The sequence below is a fragment of the Streptomyces sp. SID14478 genome (assembly GCF_010548525.1).
GTDB lineage: Bacteria > Actinomycetota > Actinomycetes > Streptomycetales > Streptomycetaceae > Streptomyces.
The window spans coordinates 37,417-56,324 of the sequence record NZ_JAAGMG010000100.1 but is presented as its reverse complement, the minus strand read 5'-3'; the positions used below and the strand labels follow the sequence as shown (position 1 = coordinate 56,324).

The following is an 18,908-nucleotide window of genomic DNA, read 5'->3' as shown; positions in this document are numbered from 1 at the left end:
CCGCAGAAAGGACGAGCGGCGGCACTCGGCGCACAGGCCGGACTGTGCGCGCACATGCTCGCCGCCGCCATCTGACTCTCGGTGATCTCCGCACGTTTACCGTCGCGTACGACGCCATCAAGCTCTTGGGCGCCGCCACCTCGCCCACCACGGCATGCGGGCCGTCCTGGCCGCCCGGCGGCCAGTCCCCCGTGCCCACCCAGCGAGAGAAAAGTGCCTGCTCTCGAACGCAAGCCTCAGCAGTCAGCGTCGGGACGTGACGGCGAAGCCATCCCCGCCCTCGCCCCGCGGCGCACAGGTGTCCTGCCGTCGCGGTCTCACCGCTGACGATCTTGTGTGACGGAAGCCCGCCCTGGAATGATCGTGCATCATGCGCCCGGACGAACTGAACCCGAATGAGCGCCAGTTGTGGCACTCCTACACCCAAGGCCTGCCCTTGGTCCTCAGCCTCGACGCGCCGCATGAGCAACCGCCCGCTCTGCGCGCCGAATACATCGCGGCGCTATTGCTGGGCGCCGGCCCAGAGCCGGTTGCCGGGGGACGTCCCGCGCTGCGTTTGAGCGGCGCGACCATCACCGGCACCCTGGATCTCCAGTTCGCCGACATCACCGCCCCCGTTGCTCTCACGGGCTGCCGTTTCACCGACGTTCCGCTTCTGCAGGGAGCCCTGTTTCGTGAACTGGTCCTCGATGGCTGCGTGTTACCGGGACTGAATGCCGACATGCTTCAGGTCCAGGGCCGGCTGGCGCTCTCTGGCTGCCGGCTGTCAGGCCCGGTCGCTCTCACCTGCGCCGAGGTCGGCAGCGACTTGGATCTCACCCACAGCGTGATCAGCTGCCCTGGCGATGAAGCGGTCTCCGCCGTGCGCCTGACCACGGGCGGGGACCTGCTGTGCACCCACCTCACGGTGCACGGCCGCACGCGACTGTCCGGCGCGCGCATATCCGGCGAGTTCGATCTGGAAGGCGCCCACCTGAGCAACCCCGGGCGCACCGTCCTCGACGCCTACCATGTTCAGGTCACCGAGGACTTCACCTTCCACCCCGGCTTCAGTGCCGAAGGAGAAGTCGTCCTCTCCGGTGCCACCGTGGGCGCGGCCATTGGTTTCTGCGGCGCCCGCCTGCGCAACCCCGGAGGCCTTGCTCTGGAAGCGGTGGACGTCACCGTCAGCCGCAACTTCGATCTGGGCGTGGGTCTGAGCGTGCAGGGCGGCATCAAGCTCGACGGCACCCGGATCGGCACCCGCCTGAGCTTTCACGACGCCACCATCGCCCGCCCCGGCGGCACAGCCCTGTCAATGCGCCTGATACAGGCACGCGAGAGCGACCTCCGTACCCGGACACCGGTCGAGGGTCTGGTCGACGCCGGCAACGCCCAGCTGGGCAGCCTGTACGACACCGCGGCCACCTGGCCCGCCCGACTGCGGCTGACGGACACCACCTACGACGCGCTCGCAGACCCTTTGACAGCCACCGAGCGGCTGGCCTGGATCCAGCGCGGCGGTGAGGGCTACACCCCGCAGCCCTACGAGCAGCTCGCGGCCGCCTACCGGCGCCTGGGACACGAAGACGAGGCCCGCACCGTCCTGCTGGCCAAGCAGCGCCACCACCGCGCCCAACTCCCCCCGGCCGCACGCATCTGGGGCTTCGTGCAGGACGCCACGGTCGGGTACGGCTACCGTCCGGCACGCGCCGCCCTGTGGATCACCGTACTCCTTGCCATCGGTGCCCTCTTCTTCTCCACGCACCCACCCACCCCGCTGGAGAAGGACAAGGCCCCACCATTCAGCGCGGTGTTCTACGCCCTCGACCTTCTCCTGCCGGTCATCGGCTTCGGCCAGAAAGCCGCCTTCGCACCGCACGGCGCCGGGCAATGGCTCGCCTATACCCTCACCGCCACCGGATGGATCCTCGCCACCACGGTGACCGCAGGAGTGTCCCGAGCCCTCAGCCGCCAGTGAGCCGGTACGGGCAATGTGGGTGCGGCGGTCCTGAATGGCACGCCTCCTGTCCCGCCGCCGACGGCATCTCAATCACTGACACAGCCCGCTGTGGCGCGCCGCGCCCCATGGCAGCGGCCCTCGCACTTCTGGCTCGAGCGCGAGCGTCGAGGTCGTTGCCCTTTCGAAACGTTAGGCAGCCGACGGGCGGGCACCAGGATGTCTGTGACGACTCCGCAGATCTCCCAGACCACCTGCCCCATCTATGACGTGCTGGTACGGGAGCGCGGAGATGTCTTGAAAGAGAGCCGCGACGCAGCCAAAAGCACGCATGCGCGCGCCAAAGCGGCTCTGGACTGGGGCAGCGTCACCTCCGCCGCACGAGGACGAGAGCTGGCCGGATTCTCACCCTTCGGCCACCCGACCACGCACGCCTTCGAGGGCCACCGCGGCGATGACCAGCCGGTAAACGGCTGACCAGATCCGTCAGCGCCGTCATCACCGCATTCGCGAACTACCAGCGCTCTCGCGCGACGGGGTGGCAGTTCTGCCGGCCGACCACGTACCGGCAGACCGGCGTATGCCCTGCGTGTCCGTACTGAGCCCGACCAGGCGCGCAAAGCCGGGGGTCGGCGCGGAACCATCACTCTTGTCTGCTGCGGTGTCAGCTTTCCGCCGGTTCCCTGCATGGCCAACTCCTCGGCCGCCAAGGCTTATCTCGCCAGCCTGGGTCAGCTCTTGGGCCCACGCATTCAGACACTCGCGCCAGCATTCTGGTGCCGCCGCCCGGCCGTGGCCGCAGCGGCTCGATCACCGCCCACCGCGCGTCGTCAACTTCGGCTTCGGCCGCGCCAGCCCGCACCCCCTGATCATCAGTTCTGGAAAGTTCCGACCTTCTCGAAGATCACTTCGTTGGGGTCCTAAGGTGCCCTCATGACGATGCACTGCGCCACCACGGTGCTTGACGCCGGCGAAGAACGAACCGGCCCGGTCCCCGTGATCGTCCTGTGGACAGACACAGCCGATGAAGTCGGCACGATCCCCCTCGCGACCTCAGCGCACCGCGTCGCGAACGAGGTCACGCTCTATCGTCGCGCCTCCGCCGTGACGCCTCCGGTCGACGTCACCGAACTCTGGGCCCGCACAGTCGAAGAGGAGTACGGCGGCCGTGCCCGGATCGTCATCTTGCTGGAGCCCGCAACCTGGGAGTTGCAAGCGGATTGCAGCGGACTACTCACGGCCGGACTGCGCACCGCCGCCCGCGACGTGCCATGCAGCAACGGGACGCAGGTTGAGGTGATCCACATCGACGTGACCACTCCGCTCGACGGAGTGGAGGCGTGGGCCGCAGAGACCCACGGTTAAGACCTCCTCGCCCATCCACAGGACCCCCGTCACCGATCACTCATGAGCGATCGTCAAAATCGTCAATACCTGTGGGCCAGTTGGCTTCTGGTCACTCCGCCGGCTCTGCCGCGAGCAGCTCGGTGAGACGCTGCGCGGCGAACGAGATCAGAGGCGCCACTGGGATCAGTCGGCAGGAGGCTTCGCCGACCATGACCGCGGTGATGCCGGCCTGTTGCTCGAATTCGCGGCCGATGGCGGGGAAGTAGACGCCGTTGTCGTTGCCGACGTCGAGCGCCTCGACCCATACGCGCTCGCCGTCCAGTTCTCGAGGGAAGCGGCGGACCTTCAAGCGAGGGTTCGGGATCAGGGACTCCGCGTGGTGCAGGAAGGAGTTCCGGTCGTGACCGACGCCCACCAGGAGGATGTGGCCACCGAGGTCATGTATGCGCCCGAACGGCGAGGTGCGGCCCAGCGCGAACCCGAGCGTCTGTCGCCTGGTGATGTCTTCGGCCCGGGCTCCCACTGCAGCGACGGACGCCTGCGGGTGGGCGCTGCGCACACTCTCCGGCAGTTTCCGCACCGCCTCAGGGATGGCGCCCATGCTGGTGGTTTCCAAGTCGCGATGGAACGTGGGCACTGCGGCGCGGCGCGCGATGATGTCGGCGGTGGGGACCCCGGGATGGTCGGGGTCCGGGTCGGCGACCTGCCAGGTGAACGTGGGAACGACGAGTGTGCCTGCCGGCCCGAGCGCGGCGCGCAGGCTGTCGACCACGGTGGCGGCGCCGCCGTCGACGCGTCCGAGGCTGGCCAAGGAAGCGTGCACGATCACGGTCATGCCGTCGTCGATACCTAGTTTGTGCCACCCCTCGGCCAGGTCGGCGGCCGTGAGGGCGCTGTCGCTCGGTGCGGTCGTGCTCATTCCGGTGTTCTCCGTGTGCTAGGCGGTGCGTCGAGCGAAACGTATGACGCGTGCGCGTTGGTGAGCCGTGACCTGCATCACCTTGAACCTTCTATCCGGCTTCGAGACCAAGGCGCCGACGAGGCAGGCCAGTGCCCATTTCGCCGTCCCGTCGCCGTGCAGGCCCGATGGCTCCCGCAGTCTCAAAAAGCACATCCGGGCAACCCCGCGACGTGATGAATGCGCATAGTCTGCGTCGACACTGCCTCCGCGCACGCAAAGCAGCGGCAATTGCCTGATCGAACTCCTCGCGTACCGGACCCACGGTCCTAAACCTCGGGACACCCGCCTGAGGGCCAGGGCACTGAATCCCGCCCTCCTGAAGACCCGTCTCCTCGGCAGTCCTGCACATGAATGCTGAGGCGCCCAAGGGGGTCCTTCGGATCCTCTCCCAGAGTCGCCGCCCTTCAATGACCTGCTCGGCCCACCTCAGGCTCTACCGGCGCAAATAGAACCATCGTTCGCTTCCTGGACTGATCCTGACAGGCCGGCCGCCAGTGAGGATCACGGAAAGCGGCTCCAGCGACGCGCGAGGCACGCTGATACCAAGTCGTCCGGGCAAGAAGCGGACCCGGATGCTCTGGTGTCCGCGGTAGCAGAGGGTGAAGGTCGAGCGGGGCAGATCGCGCAGGGGTGCCGGGTCGATGTGCAAGCCGTCAGGGCCGGGTTCGAGGCCGACGACGCCGCGCTCCACAAGGTCGATGGTGCCGCCCATGGCCCCGAGGTGGATGCCCTCTCCGGTGGTGCCGCCCTGGATGTCGGTGACGTCGCTGCGCAGGGCTTCCTGGCAGTGGCGCCATGCGTCCTGGCCTTGCATACGGGCGAGTACCCAGCCGTGCACGAGACTGCTGAGGGTCGATCCGTTGCAGGTGCGCCGGAGGTAGTACTCCACGGTCATGCGCCAGAGCACGTCGTCGACGCCATGGCCGAGGCGGTGGAAGGTCGCTGCGAGTTCGTCGGGGCGGAACAGGTATCCGAGCATGAGTGTGTCGGCCTGCTTGGAGACCTGGTAGCGGTTGGGGGTGTCACCTTCGGCTTCCAGGATGCGATCCAGGCGCCGGATGTCATGGTAGCGATCGCGGTAGGCGCCCCAGTCGAGTTCGGCCAGGTCGCCGTATCCGTGGAACTGACTGATCACTCCGTGGTGGAACGGTACGTACAGGCGTCGGGATACGTCGTCCCACATGTGGAGTTCGTCTGCGCCGATGCCGAGGTGCACCAACAGTTCGGCTCGGCGAGCCGGTGCCAGTTCCGCGTACAGGTCCAGGGCGCGACCGAGCGTCCAGGCGGCGGTGACGTTCGTGTAGGAGTTGTCGTCGATGCCGGCAGCTGTCGCGTCGGGATAGGCGTCGTGATATTCGTCCGGTCCGACGACACCGCGGATGCGGTAGCGGCTCAGGTCGGGGTCCCAGGTCGCAGAGCCGGCCCAGAAGTGGGCGACATTCAGGAGAAGGTCGGCGCCGGGGCCGTGCATGAAGTCGGTGTCGCCAGTGGACTGTCCGTACTTCCAAACGTTCCAGGCGATGGCCGAGCCCACGTGGTGCTGCAGGTGGGAGTGGTCGGGCAGCCATCGTCCGGAACGCGGATTGAGGTGCAGGCGCTGGGTCTCCTCGGACCCGGAACTACCGCTCTGCCAGGGGAACATGGCGCCCTTGGCAGCACTGCCGACGGCCGCTTCGCGGGCAGCGGGAAGTCGGCGGTGGCGGTACATCAAGGCGGCGCGGGCCGTCGTGGGGAAGTGGAGGGCGAGATAAGGCAGGACGAATAGTTCGTCCCAGAACACGTGGCCCCGGTACGCCTCGCCATGCAGTCCGCGGGCCGGGACGCCTACGTCCAGTTCCGCTGTGTGCGGCGAGAGGGTCTGCAAGAGATGGAAGGCGTGCAGGCGCAGGATGCGACCCGTCTCACCGGGAGTCTTCAGCCCTCCGTCGTTCCAGAGACGCTGCCAGGATGCGCGGTGAGCAGTCAGCAGGGCCGGGAAGCCGGGGGCTTGCTGGGCGTACACGATGCTCTGTTGAGCAGGGTCTGTGGCGGGACGGTCCAGTGAGGTGAACAGGGCGGCGGTCTTCACGATCTCGGCCGTCTTCCCCCTGAGCGGCAGCACGAGCGTCTGGCGGGCGGTGGTTGCGGTGCAGTCACTGTCGATGTCGGTTGGCGGCCGAGCCGACATGCGCACTGCAAGCCCGATGCGTATGCGGGAGGTGGCCGTGACACACGACAGCCACGCTGTTTCCCCTCGTTCCGTCCCGGTGCGGTGTTCGGCAAGGTGTCGTCCGGCCAGAGCGCGGTAGCGGTCCACGCCCGCATTGACGATGTCTCCATCGAGCACGGCCCGCACCTCGATGTTCCCCCGCCAGCCATAAGCGCGGAAAACCGTGCGCTGAGCGGCCAGGTGCGGGTCGCCCATGTGCACGAGGCGGGTATGGGTGACGCCCAGGCGGTGTCCGTCGGTGCTGTGGAAGAGCATCTGCCGGGTGAGTGTTCCGGCGCGCAGGTCCAGGCGGACACGGCTGAGGAGCAGGCTCGGATGGTCTGGGGTGAGCCAGTTGCCGGGCGCGTCGTCGTCGGGCAGACAGCGGTAACGCAGGGCGGTCCAGTCGGGCAGCCGGACCATGTCCTCGTTGCTGACCGTGCGGCCCGCGACTTCGGAGGTGAGCCGGTCGTAGCAGCCGGCCAGGTAGGTGGCCGGGTAGTGGTGGTCGTCCGCGACGCTCTCGGGGGCGGATCCACGAGTGGCAAAGCGTCCGTTACCCACTGTGCACAGGGACTCCACCAGGCGCTCGGTCTTGGGGTCGTAGGTCTGGTACTCCCAGTTCCAGGCCGTGGTCACGGCTGCCGGCTTTGCAGTGCAGCGGGCAGTCCGCTCATATCGGGCAGGACGAGGTGCGCACCATGGGTGGTCAGCCCGTCGGCGGTTGTCGGATCGTGATCGCGGTCGAGGCCGACCACCAGGCGGAAGCCTCCGCGGCGACCTGCCTCAACGCCGGCGAGCGCGTCCTCCACCACCGCTGCGCGCGAGGGTTCGGCACCCAGTCGGTTCGCAGCTTCGAGGAACAGCGCGGGATCGGGTTTGCCCGGCAGAGCCAGTGCGGCGGCGTCCTGCCCGTCCACCAGGGCCTCGAAGAAGTCGATGAGTCCGGCGGATTGGAGGAGGGGGCGGGCATGTCTGGACGCAGAGACGGCCGCGCAGCGGATCTCGAGCTTGCGCAGGTGCACAAGCATCGGTCGGACCTCGGCGTATGCCTGTACCGTCTCGGTCTGCAGCATCCGCTGGAAGAGGTCCTCCTTGCGGGCGGCGACGGCCTGGACCGTGCTGCATCCTGGCGGATCGTTCGGCGTTCCCTCCGGGAGGCTGATGTGCCGGGATCCGAGGAAGGCCCGTGCGCCGTCGAGGCGGGACCGTCCGTCCACGAGGTCCCGGTACTCGCGGACCGCGTCGAAGGGTTGCGGCCGGGGTTCGGCGTGCGGCTCCCACTGTGGCAGGCAGGCGTCGAAGGCCTGCTTCCACGCGGCCGCGTGTCGGTATGCGGAATCGAGGAGCACCCCGTCGGTGTCGAACACGACCGCACATATGTCATTCATGACCGGGCCCCACACTGCGACCCGTCAGCCTGACCGGTGTGAGCGTCATCCAACGAGTACGGGGGCCTCCGGCCCAGGGATGCGAATGGGCCGTGGCATCCAGGCGGTGGAGGACTCGGTCGTCGGTGACGGCCGTCAGGCAACCGACGGCGAGCACGCTCCAGCCGCTGGCTGTCACGTCGTCGATGCTGTCGATCTCGAAGGCTGCCTCGGTGTCAACCGCCTTGGCCGCGGGTGTCGCGGCGGCGGTGCGGAAGGCGATGTCTGCCCCGGCCACAAGGTAGTTGACGGGGAACACGCCCGGACCGTCCTTGGTCAGCACAGCGATGCGGCCCACTCCGTGGGTTCCGATCAGGCGTCGGCACTCGGCCTCGTCCAAACCGACGAGTGCGGTGTCCGACCGCGCCGTGACCCGGCCCGGTACCCGGTCCACGCTTGCACCGGTGAGGTCGTCGACGGTGACACCGAGGGCGTCGGCGACCCGGACCAGGGTGCCGACAGGTGCGGAGGCGGCGTGCTCCTCGAGGTAGACGATGTAGCTTGCGTTGGCTCCGCACCGGTGACCCAATTCCTCGCGGCTCATCCCGACACTAGTCCGGCGGGCCGCCACTCGGCGGCCCAGATCGGTGTGGCCGGAACGCTGCGGTGCCTCGCGCGTCATGCGCTGCATTGTCCTCACCGTCCCACCGGGCTGAGGGCTGTGGGTTTTGCAGCGCCTAGAACGATCTTGAGGGCGCCGGTTTCGCCGGCGCGGGAGAAGACGTCGTAGGCCTCTTCCATCTGGTCCAGCTCGAAGCGGTGGGTGACCATCGTGGCCCCGGGCAATCGCCCGGCGGCCATCATCCGCAACAGCATGGGGGTGGTGCGGGTGTCGACGAGGCCGGTGGTGATGGTGACGTTCTTGATCCACAGATCCTCGAGGTGGAGCACGGCGGGCCTGCCGTGCACGCCGATGTTGGCGATCCGGCCTCCCGGTCGCACCATGCGGGCACACATCTCGAACGTCTCGGGCACGCCGACCGCCTCGATGACCACGTCGGCGCCCAGCCCGTCGGTCAGCTCTTCGACCAGCCGCTCCGGTTCTTCCTGCGAGCGGGCGATGGTGTCCGCGCCGAAGTCCCGGGCCGCCGCCAGCCGGGAGTCCGCGAGGTCGACGGCGATGAGGCGTCCCGGACTGTAGAGCTGAGCGGTCGCGATGGCGGCCAGGCCCACAGGGCCTGCTCCGACGACCACGACGGTGTCGGCCGGACCGACCTGGCCGTTGAGGACCCCGACTTCGTAGGAGGTCGGGTAGATGTCCGCGAGCAGGACTGCGTCGTGGCTCTCCACGGTGTCGGGCAGCGGGTGCAGGGAGAGGTCGGCGAACGGGACGCTCACGTACTCGGCCTGCGTGCCGTCGATGGTGTGCCCGAGCACCCATCCGCCGCCTCCTCGGCACTGACCGTAGCTGGCTTCGCGGCAGAAGCGGCAGCGGCCGCAGGCGGAGATGCACGAGATCAGGACGCGGTCCCCGGGGTGTACGGAGCGAACGTCGGATCCGGTCTCCACGACCGTGCCGACCGCTTCATGCCCCAAGATCCGGCCCGGAGTCACCTCGCGGACATCGCCCTTGACGATGTGCAGGTCGGTGCCGCAGATGGTGACAGCATCGACGCGGACGATCGCGTCGGCGGCATCCTTGATCGCGGGGTCGGGGACGTCCTGCCAGGCGGTCTGTCCGGGTCCTTGGAACACGAGAGCCTTCATGACACGGCCTCTCTGGGCGCTGGTGCACTACGAGGACACCGTCAGACTGCGCCCGTGACGCTCGGATCCGCTTGGGCCGATCGGCCCGAACCGGGTGCCGGTCGGGCTGTGGCGCGGGAAGTCCCTCCACGACTGCTGGGCACCGGCCCGCACGTTCTCCTTCGCGGACGGTGATGCGGTCGAGACGAAAGCGTGGCGCCGGAGTTCCGGCCGGGTAATCGAGACCTCAGCGAGGTGAAGGCGAGTCATCGGTTCGTACGGCCCGATGGCCATTTCCTTGACGCACGGCGCGACTGCACCGTTTCGCGGCAGGCAATGGGCCGAACCCGATCGGAGGCGCACGATCATCGCAGGAAGCGCATGGCGGGCATCCGCGGGGCGGCGGCGCCTTCGGGACCGTAGCCCAGACGAATGAGCATCTGGGGGTAGCTGCGTGCGTGCTCGGCCGGGCACAGCTCAGTGCGCAGATCGGGCCACTCCATCGCCTGGTGCAGCAGTGAGCTGCTGAGCCCGTGTGCCGTGGCCAGCAGCAGGACGTGTTGGAGGGCTTGGCCGCTGCGGATCCAGTCGGTGCGACGGTCGTGGGCGGTGCGCAGCACCGCAATGGTGGGAACGGACTCGAACGGCCGTGACGGCAGTTGCGCCACATATCGGCGGGCGGCGAAGTCCCGCATGGGGAGGTGTTCGAAAGCGTCCTGAGGCCCCATCGCCGACGCGGGCACGCCGATCCCTGTTGCACGGGCGCCGGGCTGGATGACAAGACGGCGGCTCTCCGTGGCGCGTGCCGCGTCCAGGCGAGTGCGTTGCTCGGCTTCGGCGGTGATCCGCAGGAGCCTGTTGATCCGAGGTGTGCTCGGCAGGTCCAGTGCCGCACCTTCGCCGTGGGCGGCTTCGACGAGTTCGCGTAGTACCGCGGTGGGGGGAGTCTTCGCGGAGAAGGGGAAACGGCTGCTGTGTCGGCGCCAGATCCTCTCGTACAGGTGGGCCTGGGGTTGGATGCGTCGCGCGTGAAGGGAGGTGACGCGCACGGTCGCCAGCAGGCCCGGGCGATCGGGGTCCGGGAGTACGCGGTGCACCGGCGTCCATCCGAAATGAGCCACTGCCAGCCGCAGGTTGAACAGCGCGGCTCCTGCGGCGACATGCACGGCACGACCGTGGGGGTCCTCGGCGGGCAGGGAGTGCTCCGGGGCCGCGTGGATCTCCAACGTCAGCGTGGCTGGCACAAGACGGAACCGCCACGGCTGCGTGTTGTGCATGGATGGCGCTGCGACGGCAGCTGAGACCAGTGTCTCGAGGGTTGTCGCGTCCATGGGCGCAGAGACCATGATGATCGCCTTCTCCTGATGGGGAGGCCGGCGGCGTACGCGAGAGCGTCGCTGCGCAACCGCCGGAATGCTCTACGTGTTCAGCCTGCGCCGGGCCGGGTGGCTGCTCCCAGGGGCTGTTGAGCCCACGGTCCGTGCCGTCCGGGCACAGTGCACAAAGGCCGGTGATCATTTGTTAGGGGTCGCGGACCGGTCCGCCGCCTTCTCGATGCCGGGCACCGCGTACGGGTGTCCCCGGGCCGGTCGTCAGGGTCCCGATCGCCATGGAAGTCGGGCCATTCGTCCCGGGCGAGGTGCCTGGTCGGCCGCTCCTGCATCCCGGATGCCAGGTGTCACGTTCTGAAGCGTGAACTCCGCGACCGAGCGGCCGAGGTGGGAGGCGACAGGTGAGGGCACATCGTCTGGAAGGTATGGGAAAAGGGCGGATGCTGTGGCGCTGGCGCTCGAACCCTCTGCGGCGCCACAGTGATGTCGTCGAGTCGTGGATCGTCCTCGGCACGTGGTTGTGCACTGTGCTCGCCGGTGTGCTTGCCGGGACGGCGACCGCTGACGCCACCAGCGCACAGATGGCACGTGATAGAGAGGAACGACACCCCGTCGCCGCACAGTTGCTGCAGGACGCGCCGGATCCGCCTTTCCCGGTGAGCCGGGGCCTCGCCGGCCAGGTCAAGGGAAAGGTGCGCTGGGTCTTGGAGAACGGAACGGCGCGCACGGGCTTCGCCCTGGTGGATCCCGGCAGAGTGCGGGGATCCCGGGTCACAATCTGGCTGTCGTCCACGGGGACCCCGGCGGCCAAGCCTCCGGATGCGGCACAGGCACGCTGGGAGGCCGCGATGCTCGGCTCCCTCGCCGGTCTCGGCGCCGGGTTGCTCACTGTCTCGGGCAGCTGGCCCCTGCGGCGGAGTCTGCTGCGCCGGCATCTCGACGACTGGGAGACGGAGTGGGCGCAGGTCGGGCCCCAGTGGGGCCGCAGGACCAGCTGAACGGTGCCGACTGGAGGGAAGGACGGCTCATGCCTGCGCACCTCGCCGGCGAGACCCTGGTAGGGGAACAGGAGAGCAGCGCAGGAGGAGGCTGACATGCATGGCGTGATGGAGCGACTGCCCAGCTGGCCGGGCATCTCGGACCTGTTCGGCTGGGTCAGCCTCGGGCTGCCCGGGGTGCATTCGGTGCCGGGTCTGCACGGCATCCGCATCGAGGAGCGCGTAGAGGACGATACCTATGTCCTGAGCGCGGAGCTCCCCGGGATCGACGCGTCCAAGAATGTCGAAATCAGTATCACGGGCGGCGTGCTGACCCTTCGTGCGGAACGCAGTGCGCCGACGATGGACTGCCGCACAGAGTTCCACTACGGGTCGTTCTTGAGGAACATCAGGTTGCCGGCCGGTGCCCGCCACGAGGACGCGACCGCAGAGTACGCGGACGGTGTGCTGGTCATCAGGGCCCCAATCTCAAAGGAGGAATCGGGCACCCGCACTGTTACCGTGCGACACGGTTGAGCCGCCTGCTGGAGCCGTGCATACAGTGGCCGCGCAGCCCGGGGCTGCGCGGCCACTGTATGCACGGCCGTCGTTCAGGCGGGGCCATGAGCGCCCGACAACTGGACGTCAACGTCTACGACTCCCTCAACGGCACGCGTCAACCGAGCTGCTGTCGGGACGAGTTGGGTGTCCCGGATGCGCCCCGTCAGGATCACGACTCCGTCGGACACGGTGACCTGGATCGAACTGACGGGCTTGGGAAAGAGCACGCTGACGACCTCGCGCCGGATCTCTTCGGCGATTTCGTCGTCCGGTCGCAGGAACACCTTGAGCAGATCGCTCCGGCTGACCACGCCTTCCAGCATGCCCTGCGCGTCGACGACGGGGAGCCGCTTGACCCGACGGTGGGCCATTGCGCGCGCGGCCTGCGCGAGAGTGGCGTCCGCGTGCACGGTGACGGCAGGCGCGCTCATCAGCTCATCGGCGGTGAGCGCACCGGCCTTGGCCATGTCGCGGAGGCGGCGCAGCTGGGTGTACCGGTCGGGATCGCTGTCCCGGAACTCCTCCTTGGGCAGCAGGTCGGCTTCGGAGACGACTCCGACGACGCGCCCCTCGCCCTCCAGGACGGGAAGTGCGCTGACCTTCCACTGTTGCATCAGCTCGACGATCTCCTTGAATGCGGCCTTGCGGCCGACTCCGACGACCGTGTTGGTCATGACGTCGCTGACCGTTCGCGCGCTGTCTTCCATGGCGGACCTCCTGGGTTGCACTGCTGTGCGAGTTACGGGGTGGCGACTTGAGCGCGGGGCAGGTGAGCCTTGGGGGTCTGCGCTCCCCCCGCGACGTCGGCGGCTTCAGCGCCGGTGGTGATACTCGTGCTCGTCATCTCGGCCGCCGATGTAGTGGCGTTCCTCGAGGACGGTCCGGGTCTCGCCAGGCCTGCGGATCGCCCCCGGGGTCGCCATGAACACCAGGAGTCCGAGCAGGCCACCGACCACGAGCAGGAAGCCGACCATGAATGAGCTGTAGCCGAAGACCATGCAGCCTCCGAGAACGAAGGCTCCGAGCAGCAACAGGGGAATCATCGTTTTCCTCCCTCGTCGTAGCGGACGTCCTGGGGGGCACCCGCCCGTGGACGGACGCGCGGGCTCAGAGTTTGCGCAGCCAGTCGTCCGTGACGCCGTGCAGTTTCGGCTCGTCGGGCCTGAGGTGCGAGTCGTCGAGGCGGTACGTCAGTTTGTCGACCACTCCGACCACGCCGTCCAGGCGGCTCGTCATGGCGACCGCGATGACGGTCTCGCTCTGGCGTTCCAAGCATCCGGTGAGGGTGACCACACCCTCACGGACGTCGACCGAAACCACCCGGGGCGTCAGCCACAGCGCACGCTTCAAGACCTCGTCGACGACAGTGCGGCGGATCTCGTCGTCCGGTCGCAGGAAGACCTGGAGAACGTCGTGGCGGGTGACGATGCCGACCAGCCGTTCCTCCTCGTCGACAACGGGCAGCCGCTCTACTCGGTGCTGCACCATCGTGCGCGCCGCCGCGGAGACCGTCGACTGGGCGTTCACCGTCACGGCGGGGGCGGACATCAGGGCACCCGCCGTGCGAGCGGCGGCCTTCGCGGCGTTGCGGCGGCGAGCGGGACTCAGGCGTGCCCGCAAGGAAGGGGGCGTGCCAGGCTGTCCCTGAGTGACCTGGTGGAGCATCAGGTCGGTCTCCGAGATCACGCCGATGACCTTGTCGTCCTCATCGATCACGGGCAGCCCACTGATGCGGTGTTCGGCCAGCAAGCGGGTGACTTCCTTGAAGGGCGTTGCGTAGCGCACGGCGATGACGTCGTCGATCATCACCTCGCCGATTTTCGCGTGTTTCATGACAGCCTCCTTGACGATGATCGGCCCGGTCAGCGCAGTCGCCGCAGGTACGGGTCGCGCGGCTCCCGGGGTACGAGTCGGATGCGGGCGTCCAGAGCATGGATGCCGTGCGGTCCGGCGAGGACCGGGTTGAGGTCGGCCTCCGCAAGCTGGGGCAGGTCGCAGGCCATCCGGGACAGCCCGCGCAGCAGGTCTTCCAGTGCGTCGAGATCGGCTTTGGGCGCCCCGGCGTAGCCGAACAGGAGCGGTTCGCAGCGGGGTGCGGTGATCAGGTCGAGCACATCGGCTTCGTCCAGCGGCGCGAGGCGCGCCGCGTGGTCGGCAAGCAGGTCTGTCGCGGTGCCGCCCTGTCCGAAGACGACGAGGGGGCCGAAGACCCCGTCCTGGACGATGCCGGCGAACAGCTCCGTGCCACGATCCGCGAGGGGCTGTATCACGACTCCGGTCATCAGCTCGCCGAAGCGGGTGGTCAAGTCGCGGTGTGCTGCGCGGACTTGCTGAGATCCGCGCAGGTCCAGGTGGAGAGCGTGCTCCTGACTCTTGTGCAGGAGGCCGGGCCAGTGAGCCTTCATCACGACCTGTCCGCCGGCGCCGACCAGTCGCTCGGCCGCGGCGACCGCCTCGCTTTCGTCCCGTGCCCAGGCCCAGCGAATCTGCGGAATGTCGTACTGGTCGAGGAGCGCCGCCGTCCTGCCCGGGTCGAGCCAGCCTCCCTCGGGGTTGGCGGCCAGGAATTCCGTCACGAGGGCGCGGCTCTCCTGCGGTTCGTCCGGCGCGGGCTGCTCTGTGCTCTCGGGCTGCCTGTTCAGCCATCGGGCGCGGGCGACTGCGTGGGCCAGGGCGCGGGCGGCGTCCTGCGCGTCGCCGTATACGGGCACTGCACCGTCAAGCAACTCGACGCGCGTGGACTGGGCTGGGAGGACCCCCACGACCGGCCGCGGTTGCTTTTCGCCGTGCGCCAGGGCCTGGACCAGGTCGTCCCCGGTGGCCGTGGCCACGGCGGTGGGTACGAGGAGGACGAGCACGGCGTCGACAGCACCGTGCTGGGCCAACCGGTCGATGCAGGCACGCAGTTGCTCCTCATCGACCGTGGGGGTGGTGTCCACGGGATTGGCGGCACTCGCTCCTGCGGGAAGCCGGGCGAGCAGTTCACCGACGAGGTCCGGGCCGAGGGGCGGCACGGTGAGGCCCGCCTCCTCGCAGGCGTCGGCGGCCAGCACTGCGGCGCCGCCCGCGTTGCTGACGATCGCGACCCGTGCGCCGACAGGCAGCGGCTGGGAATGCATCAGCGCGGCGGCGTCGAGCAGTTCACTGATCGAGCGGGTGGCTGTGACTCCTGCCTGGGCGAACAGGGCAGCCCTGGTCGTGGTGCGAGTGGCGGCGGCCGCGGTGTGGGAGGCCGCCGCGCGGTGGCCTGCCTCGGAACGCCCGGCGTCGACGGTCAGCACCGGCATGGTGCGCGAGACGCGACGGGCGGTGCGGGAGAAGGCGCGCGGGTTGCCGAACGATTCCAGGTGCAGCAGCGCCAGGTCCGTTCGGTCGTCGCTCTCCCACCACTGGAGGAGGTCGTTGCCGCTGACGTCGTACTTGTCTCCGAGTGACACGAAACTGGAGACACCGATACCCAGCCGGTGCAGTCCGTCGAGCAAAGCGATGCCCACCCCCCCGGACTGGACGGCCACTCCGGCGCTGCCGGGGCCCGGGTGGCGGGCTGCGAAGGTCGCGTCGAGGCAGACCGCGGTCTCGGTGTTGGCCAGGCCCAGACAGTTGGGGCCGACCATTCGCATGCCGTGGCGTCGGCAGATGTCCATCAGCGTGCTTCCCGTCGCGGAATCCAGGCCTGCGGTCACGACGCACAAAGCGCGCACTCCGAACTGGCCGCACTCCTGCGCGATTTCTACGACGGCCGATGCGGGGACGGCGATGACGGCGAGGTCGGGAACCACTGGCAGGTCCGCGACGGTGGGGCAGGCCCGGATACCCAGGAGTGCTGGCGCTTTGGGGTGCACGGCGAGAACACGGCCGGTGAAGCAACCGGTGCGGATGTTGCGCAGGATCGCCCGCCCCACGGATCCGGGCGTGCGTCCCGCGCCGATGACGACCACGGATCGAGGGCGCAGCAGGGGTAGCAGACTCGCCACGTCGGCAGAGCTGCCGCGCGCGTCCACGGCGGACAAATAGGCTTCCCGTGGCCGAAGTTCGACCGTGAGGCGGGCCTCGGGGCCTTCGGTGTGACGCACGACGCGCAAGCCGAGGTCGGCGAAGACCTTGAGGACTTCGTGGTTGTCGGCGAGAGCGTCCGCAAAGAAGGCGGTGAATCCGGCGGTGCGTGCCTCGTGGGCCAGGTGTTCCAGCAGCAGCGTGCCGACGCCCCGGTGGTGCCAGTCGTCGCCCACGGCCAGCGAGATCTCGGCGCTGCGCGGGTCACGGACGGTCTCGTACTCGGCCAGGCCGATGAGCGCACCCTCGTGTTCGGCGACCAGCGCCCGGTAACCGGGGGGATGAGACCTGCCCACCCGGTCTGCGGCCTGCTGGGCACTGGTGCTGCCGGCCGAGAAGAAGCGCAGGCGCCGGTTCGCGGGCGACATCCTTTCGAAGAAGCTGCGCACGGCGTCGGTGTCGTCGGCCCCCGCACCGCGAATACGCACGGTCGTGCCGTCGGCGAGGAGCGCATACACGGATGCTTCGCGGCTCTCAGCCATCTCGGATTCCCTCCGTCCGGGTTCTCCTTCACCCTCCGGCTGCCGGGCCCGCCACCCCAGAGGCTGCATGGGCACCCTCCTGGGGCCGAGTGGCCTTGCGTACGTATCCGCTGCGGCCAGCCGGAACACCGGTCCCCCGGCGCCGCCGCGCATTACGGTGGGAGGAAGAACTGCGCACGTGACGTGTCTGCGGTCAGCGGAGGAAACGATGAGCGGGGCAGGGCACCACGACGCCGAGCAGCATGTGCCGAAGCTGCAGCTGGACGAGTTGCTGGACGAGTTGCAGTCGCGGATCGACGCCGCACGCGGCACGCAGAACCGGGTGCACACGCTCCTGGAGGCCGTGCTGTCGGTGGGGCGCGAACTGGATCTCGCACAGGTGTTGCGCCGCATCGTCGAGGCCGCCGTCGTTCTGGTGGATGCCGAGTACGGTGCGCTCGGTGTCGTTGGCGACGACCAGACGCTCTCGGAGTTCCTCACCACGGGAATCGGGAAGGAGCAGCGGGCCTTGATCGGTGCGCTGCCCAGCGGGCACGGCATTCTCGGCGAGCTGATCCGGCATCCCGTGCCACTGCGGCTGGCGGAGCTGTCGCAGCACCCCGCCTCGCGCGGTTTCCCGCCGAACCATCCGCCCATGCACTCGTTCGTCGGCGTTCCCGTCAGGGTCCGGGACAAGGTGTTCGGCAACCTTTACCTCACCGAGAAACGAGGAGGTGAGCAGTTCGACACCGACGACGAGGCCGTCCTGGCCACGCTCGCAGTGGCCGCCGGCGTGGCCATCGAGAACGCGCGGCTCTACGAAGCCACCCGGTTGCGCGAACAGTGGCTGCGGGCAAGTTCCGAGGTGACCAGAACCCTGTTGTCAGGAGCCCCCAGTGCCGAGGTTCTGTTGCTGATCGCCGAGCAGGCGCGGCAGATCGCCGCGGCCGACATGGGTCTGATCGCCGAGTACATGACCGGTACGGAGTCGCTGCAGCCTGCCGTCGCTGTAGGCAGCGATGCCGAGGGGCGGGCCGGACTGGTCATCTCGGCGCGTGACGGCTTGGTCGAAGCTGCCCTGTCCACGTCCGAACCGGTCCTGACCGCCGACGCGGGGCACGACGCACGCGGAGATTCCGCGGGATGGCGGTCCGGCCTGGGCCCGCTGTTGCTGGTCCCGCTCGGCGCGGGCGGCAAGACACGCGGCGTTTTGATCCTCGGGCGCGAAGCGGGCCGCCGACCCTTCGGTGAGAGCGAGGCGGAAACCCTGCTCGGGTTCGCCGCGCAGGCGGCCCTTGCTCTTGAACTCGCCGAGGGCCGACGCGACGCGGAGCACGTTGCCCTGTTGAAGGACCGCGACCGGATCGCGCGCGACCTGCACGACCTGGCCATTCAACGACTGTTCGCGGCGGGGATGACCCTGCAGAGCACCCAGCGGTTCGTGGATCACCCAGAAGCCCAGGAAAGACTCTCCCGGACCGTGGACGATCTGGACGAGACCATCAAGATCATCCGTTCGACCATCTTCGGTCTGCGCACGCGCCAGGGAACGAGCAGAGAAGGTTCGGGCCTGCGCGCCCGTGCCGCGGAGGCGGTGCAGGCCGCCGCGGCATCCTTCGGGTTCCGGCCCGCCCTGCGGATCGAGGGGCTGGTGGACACGGACGTATCCGTGGAGGTCGCGGACCACGCGGCCGCCGTCATCGGCGAGGCGCTCAGCAATGCGGCCCGGCATTCCGGAGCGCGTTCCGTGGACGTACAGGTGCGCTGTGCCCACGGGGAGCTGACGGTCGTGGTGGCGGATGACGGGTGCGGCATTCCCGAGGGGGCCGCCCGCAGTGGCTTGAAGAACATGCAGGACCGGGCCAGATCCCTGTACGGCACACTCACGATCGGGACGGGACCGCACGGTGTCGGTACGCGCTTGCAGTGGCAGGTCCCGGCCGGGCCAGTCGGCCCCAAGGCGACGCCGTGACG

16 protein-coding genes are annotated in these 18,908 nt (G+C 68.7%); 6 read left to right on the top strand and 10 right to left on the bottom strand.

Annotated elements, in window-relative coordinates; all coding sequences use genetic code 11:
- The first annotated feature begins 370 nt into the window (after nucleotides 1–370).
- From G3I40_RS03280 to G3I40_RS03270, 3 genes are all read left to right on the top strand, one after another.
- On the top strand, nucleotides 371–1,960 hold the full coding sequence (locus G3I40_RS03280) for an oxidoreductase (protein ID WP_164300620.1): 1,590 nt from the start codon (nucleotides 371–373) through the stop codon (nucleotides 1,958–1,960).
- A 204-nt stretch (nucleotides 1,961–2,164) separates the two neighbouring features.
- Entirely contained in the window at nucleotides 2,165–2,416 is a 252-nt protein-coding gene (locus G3I40_RS03275; protein WP_164300619.1) for a hypothetical protein, read from the top strand.
- A 456-nt stretch (nucleotides 2,417–2,872) separates the two neighbouring features.
- A complete protein-coding gene (locus G3I40_RS03270; RefSeq protein ID WP_164300618.1) occupies nucleotides 2,873–3,304 on the top strand; it encodes a hypothetical protein in 432 nt (143 codons plus the stop codon).
- 91 nt (nucleotides 3,305–3,395) lie between these two features.
- Here the strand turns inward: G3I40_RS03270 and G3I40_RS03265 are convergent, their stop codons facing one another.
- From G3I40_RS03265 to G3I40_RS03240, 6 genes are all read right to left on the bottom strand, one after another.
- Nucleotides 3,396–4,205 carry an AAC(3) family N-acetyltransferase gene (locus tag G3I40_RS03265; protein WP_164300617.1) on the bottom strand — a complete coding sequence of 270 codons (810 nt, stop codon included), beginning with the start codon at nucleotides 4,203–4,205 and terminating at the stop codon, nucleotides 3,396–3,398.
- A gap of 475 nt (nucleotides 4,206–4,680) precedes the next feature.
- A complete protein-coding gene (locus G3I40_RS03260; RefSeq protein WP_164300616.1) occupies nucleotides 4,681–7,074 on the bottom strand; it encodes a glycoside hydrolase family 65 protein in 2,394 nt (797 codons plus the stop codon).
- A complete protein-coding gene (locus G3I40_RS03255) occupies nucleotides 7,071–7,805 on the bottom strand; it encodes an HAD-IA family hydrolase (protein ID WP_343244810.1) in 735 nt (244 codons plus the stop codon). Before G3I40_RS03255 ends, G3I40_RS03260 begins: the two co-directional genes overlap by 4 nt.
- A 13-nt stretch (nucleotides 7,806–7,818) precedes the next feature.
- Complete coding sequence (locus G3I40_RS03250) at nucleotides 7,819–8,487, bottom strand: pyridoxamine 5'-phosphate oxidase family protein (RefSeq protein WP_239091486.1); 669 nt, start codon at nucleotides 8,485–8,487, stop codon at nucleotides 7,819–7,821.
- A 14-nt stretch (nucleotides 8,488–8,501) separates the two neighbouring features.
- On the bottom strand, nucleotides 8,502–9,572 hold the full coding sequence (locus tag G3I40_RS03245; protein ID WP_164300614.1) for an alcohol dehydrogenase catalytic domain-containing protein: 1,071 nt from the start codon (nucleotides 9,570–9,572) through the stop codon (nucleotides 8,502–8,504).
- Nucleotides 9,573–9,916: 344 nt separating this feature from the next.
- Nucleotides 9,917–10,882 (bottom strand): nitroreductase family protein, encoded by a 966-nt coding sequence (locus G3I40_RS03240; protein ID WP_343244809.1) that lies wholly within the window; start codon nucleotides 10,880–10,882, stop codon nucleotides 9,917–9,919.
- A 425-nt stretch (nucleotides 10,883–11,307) separates the two neighbouring features.
- Between G3I40_RS03240 and G3I40_RS03235 the strand changes: the two genes are divergently transcribed.
- Together G3I40_RS03235 and G3I40_RS03230 are read left to right on the top strand one after the other, a co-directional pair.
- Nucleotides 11,308–11,880: a hypothetical protein gene (locus G3I40_RS03235; protein WP_164300612.1), complete on the top strand. Its 573-nt coding sequence runs from the start codon at nucleotides 11,308–11,310 to the stop codon at nucleotides 11,878–11,880.
- Nucleotides 11,881–11,976: 96 nt separating this feature from the next.
- Nucleotides 11,977–12,396, top strand: a complete 420-nt coding sequence (locus G3I40_RS03230; RefSeq protein ID WP_164300611.1) for an Hsp20/alpha crystallin family protein — start codon at nucleotides 11,977–11,979, stop codon at nucleotides 12,394–12,396.
- A gap of 74 nt (nucleotides 12,397–12,470) precedes the next feature.
- Here the strand turns inward: G3I40_RS03230 and G3I40_RS03225 are convergent, their stop codons facing one another.
- The 4 genes from G3I40_RS03225 to G3I40_RS03210 form a co-directional block, all read right to left on the bottom strand.
- Entirely contained in the window at nucleotides 12,471–13,127 is a 657-nt protein-coding gene (locus G3I40_RS03225) for a CBS domain-containing protein (RefSeq protein ID WP_164300610.1), read from the bottom strand.
- Nucleotides 13,128–13,232: 105 nt separating this feature from the next.
- Nucleotides 13,233–13,463, bottom strand: coding sequence for a hypothetical protein (locus G3I40_RS03220; protein ID WP_164300609.1), 231 nt, complete (start codon nucleotides 13,461–13,463; stop codon nucleotides 13,233–13,235).
- Between the two features lie 64 nt (nucleotides 13,464–13,527).
- Nucleotides 13,528–14,253: a CBS domain-containing protein gene (locus G3I40_RS03215; RefSeq protein WP_164300608.1), complete on the bottom strand. Its 726-nt coding sequence runs from the start codon at nucleotides 14,251–14,253 to the stop codon at nucleotides 13,528–13,530.
- A 29-nt stretch (nucleotides 14,254–14,282) separates the two neighbouring features.
- The gene (locus tag G3I40_RS03210; protein ID WP_164300607.1) at nucleotides 14,283–16,955 is read right to left on the bottom strand and encodes a bifunctional GNAT family N-acetyltransferase/acetate--CoA ligase family protein; all 2,673 of its coding nucleotides are present in this window, start codon (nucleotides 16,953–16,955) and stop codon (nucleotides 14,283–14,285) included.
- A 208-nt stretch (nucleotides 16,956–17,163) separates the two neighbouring features.
- On the opposite strand from G3I40_RS03210, the gene G3I40_RS03205 reads away from it, so the two are divergent.
- Complete coding sequence (locus G3I40_RS03205) at nucleotides 17,164–18,906, top strand: GAF domain-containing sensor histidine kinase (protein WP_164300678.1); 1,743 nt, start codon at nucleotides 17,164–17,166, stop codon at nucleotides 18,904–18,906.
- Nucleotides 18,907–18,908 lie beyond the last annotated feature (2 nt).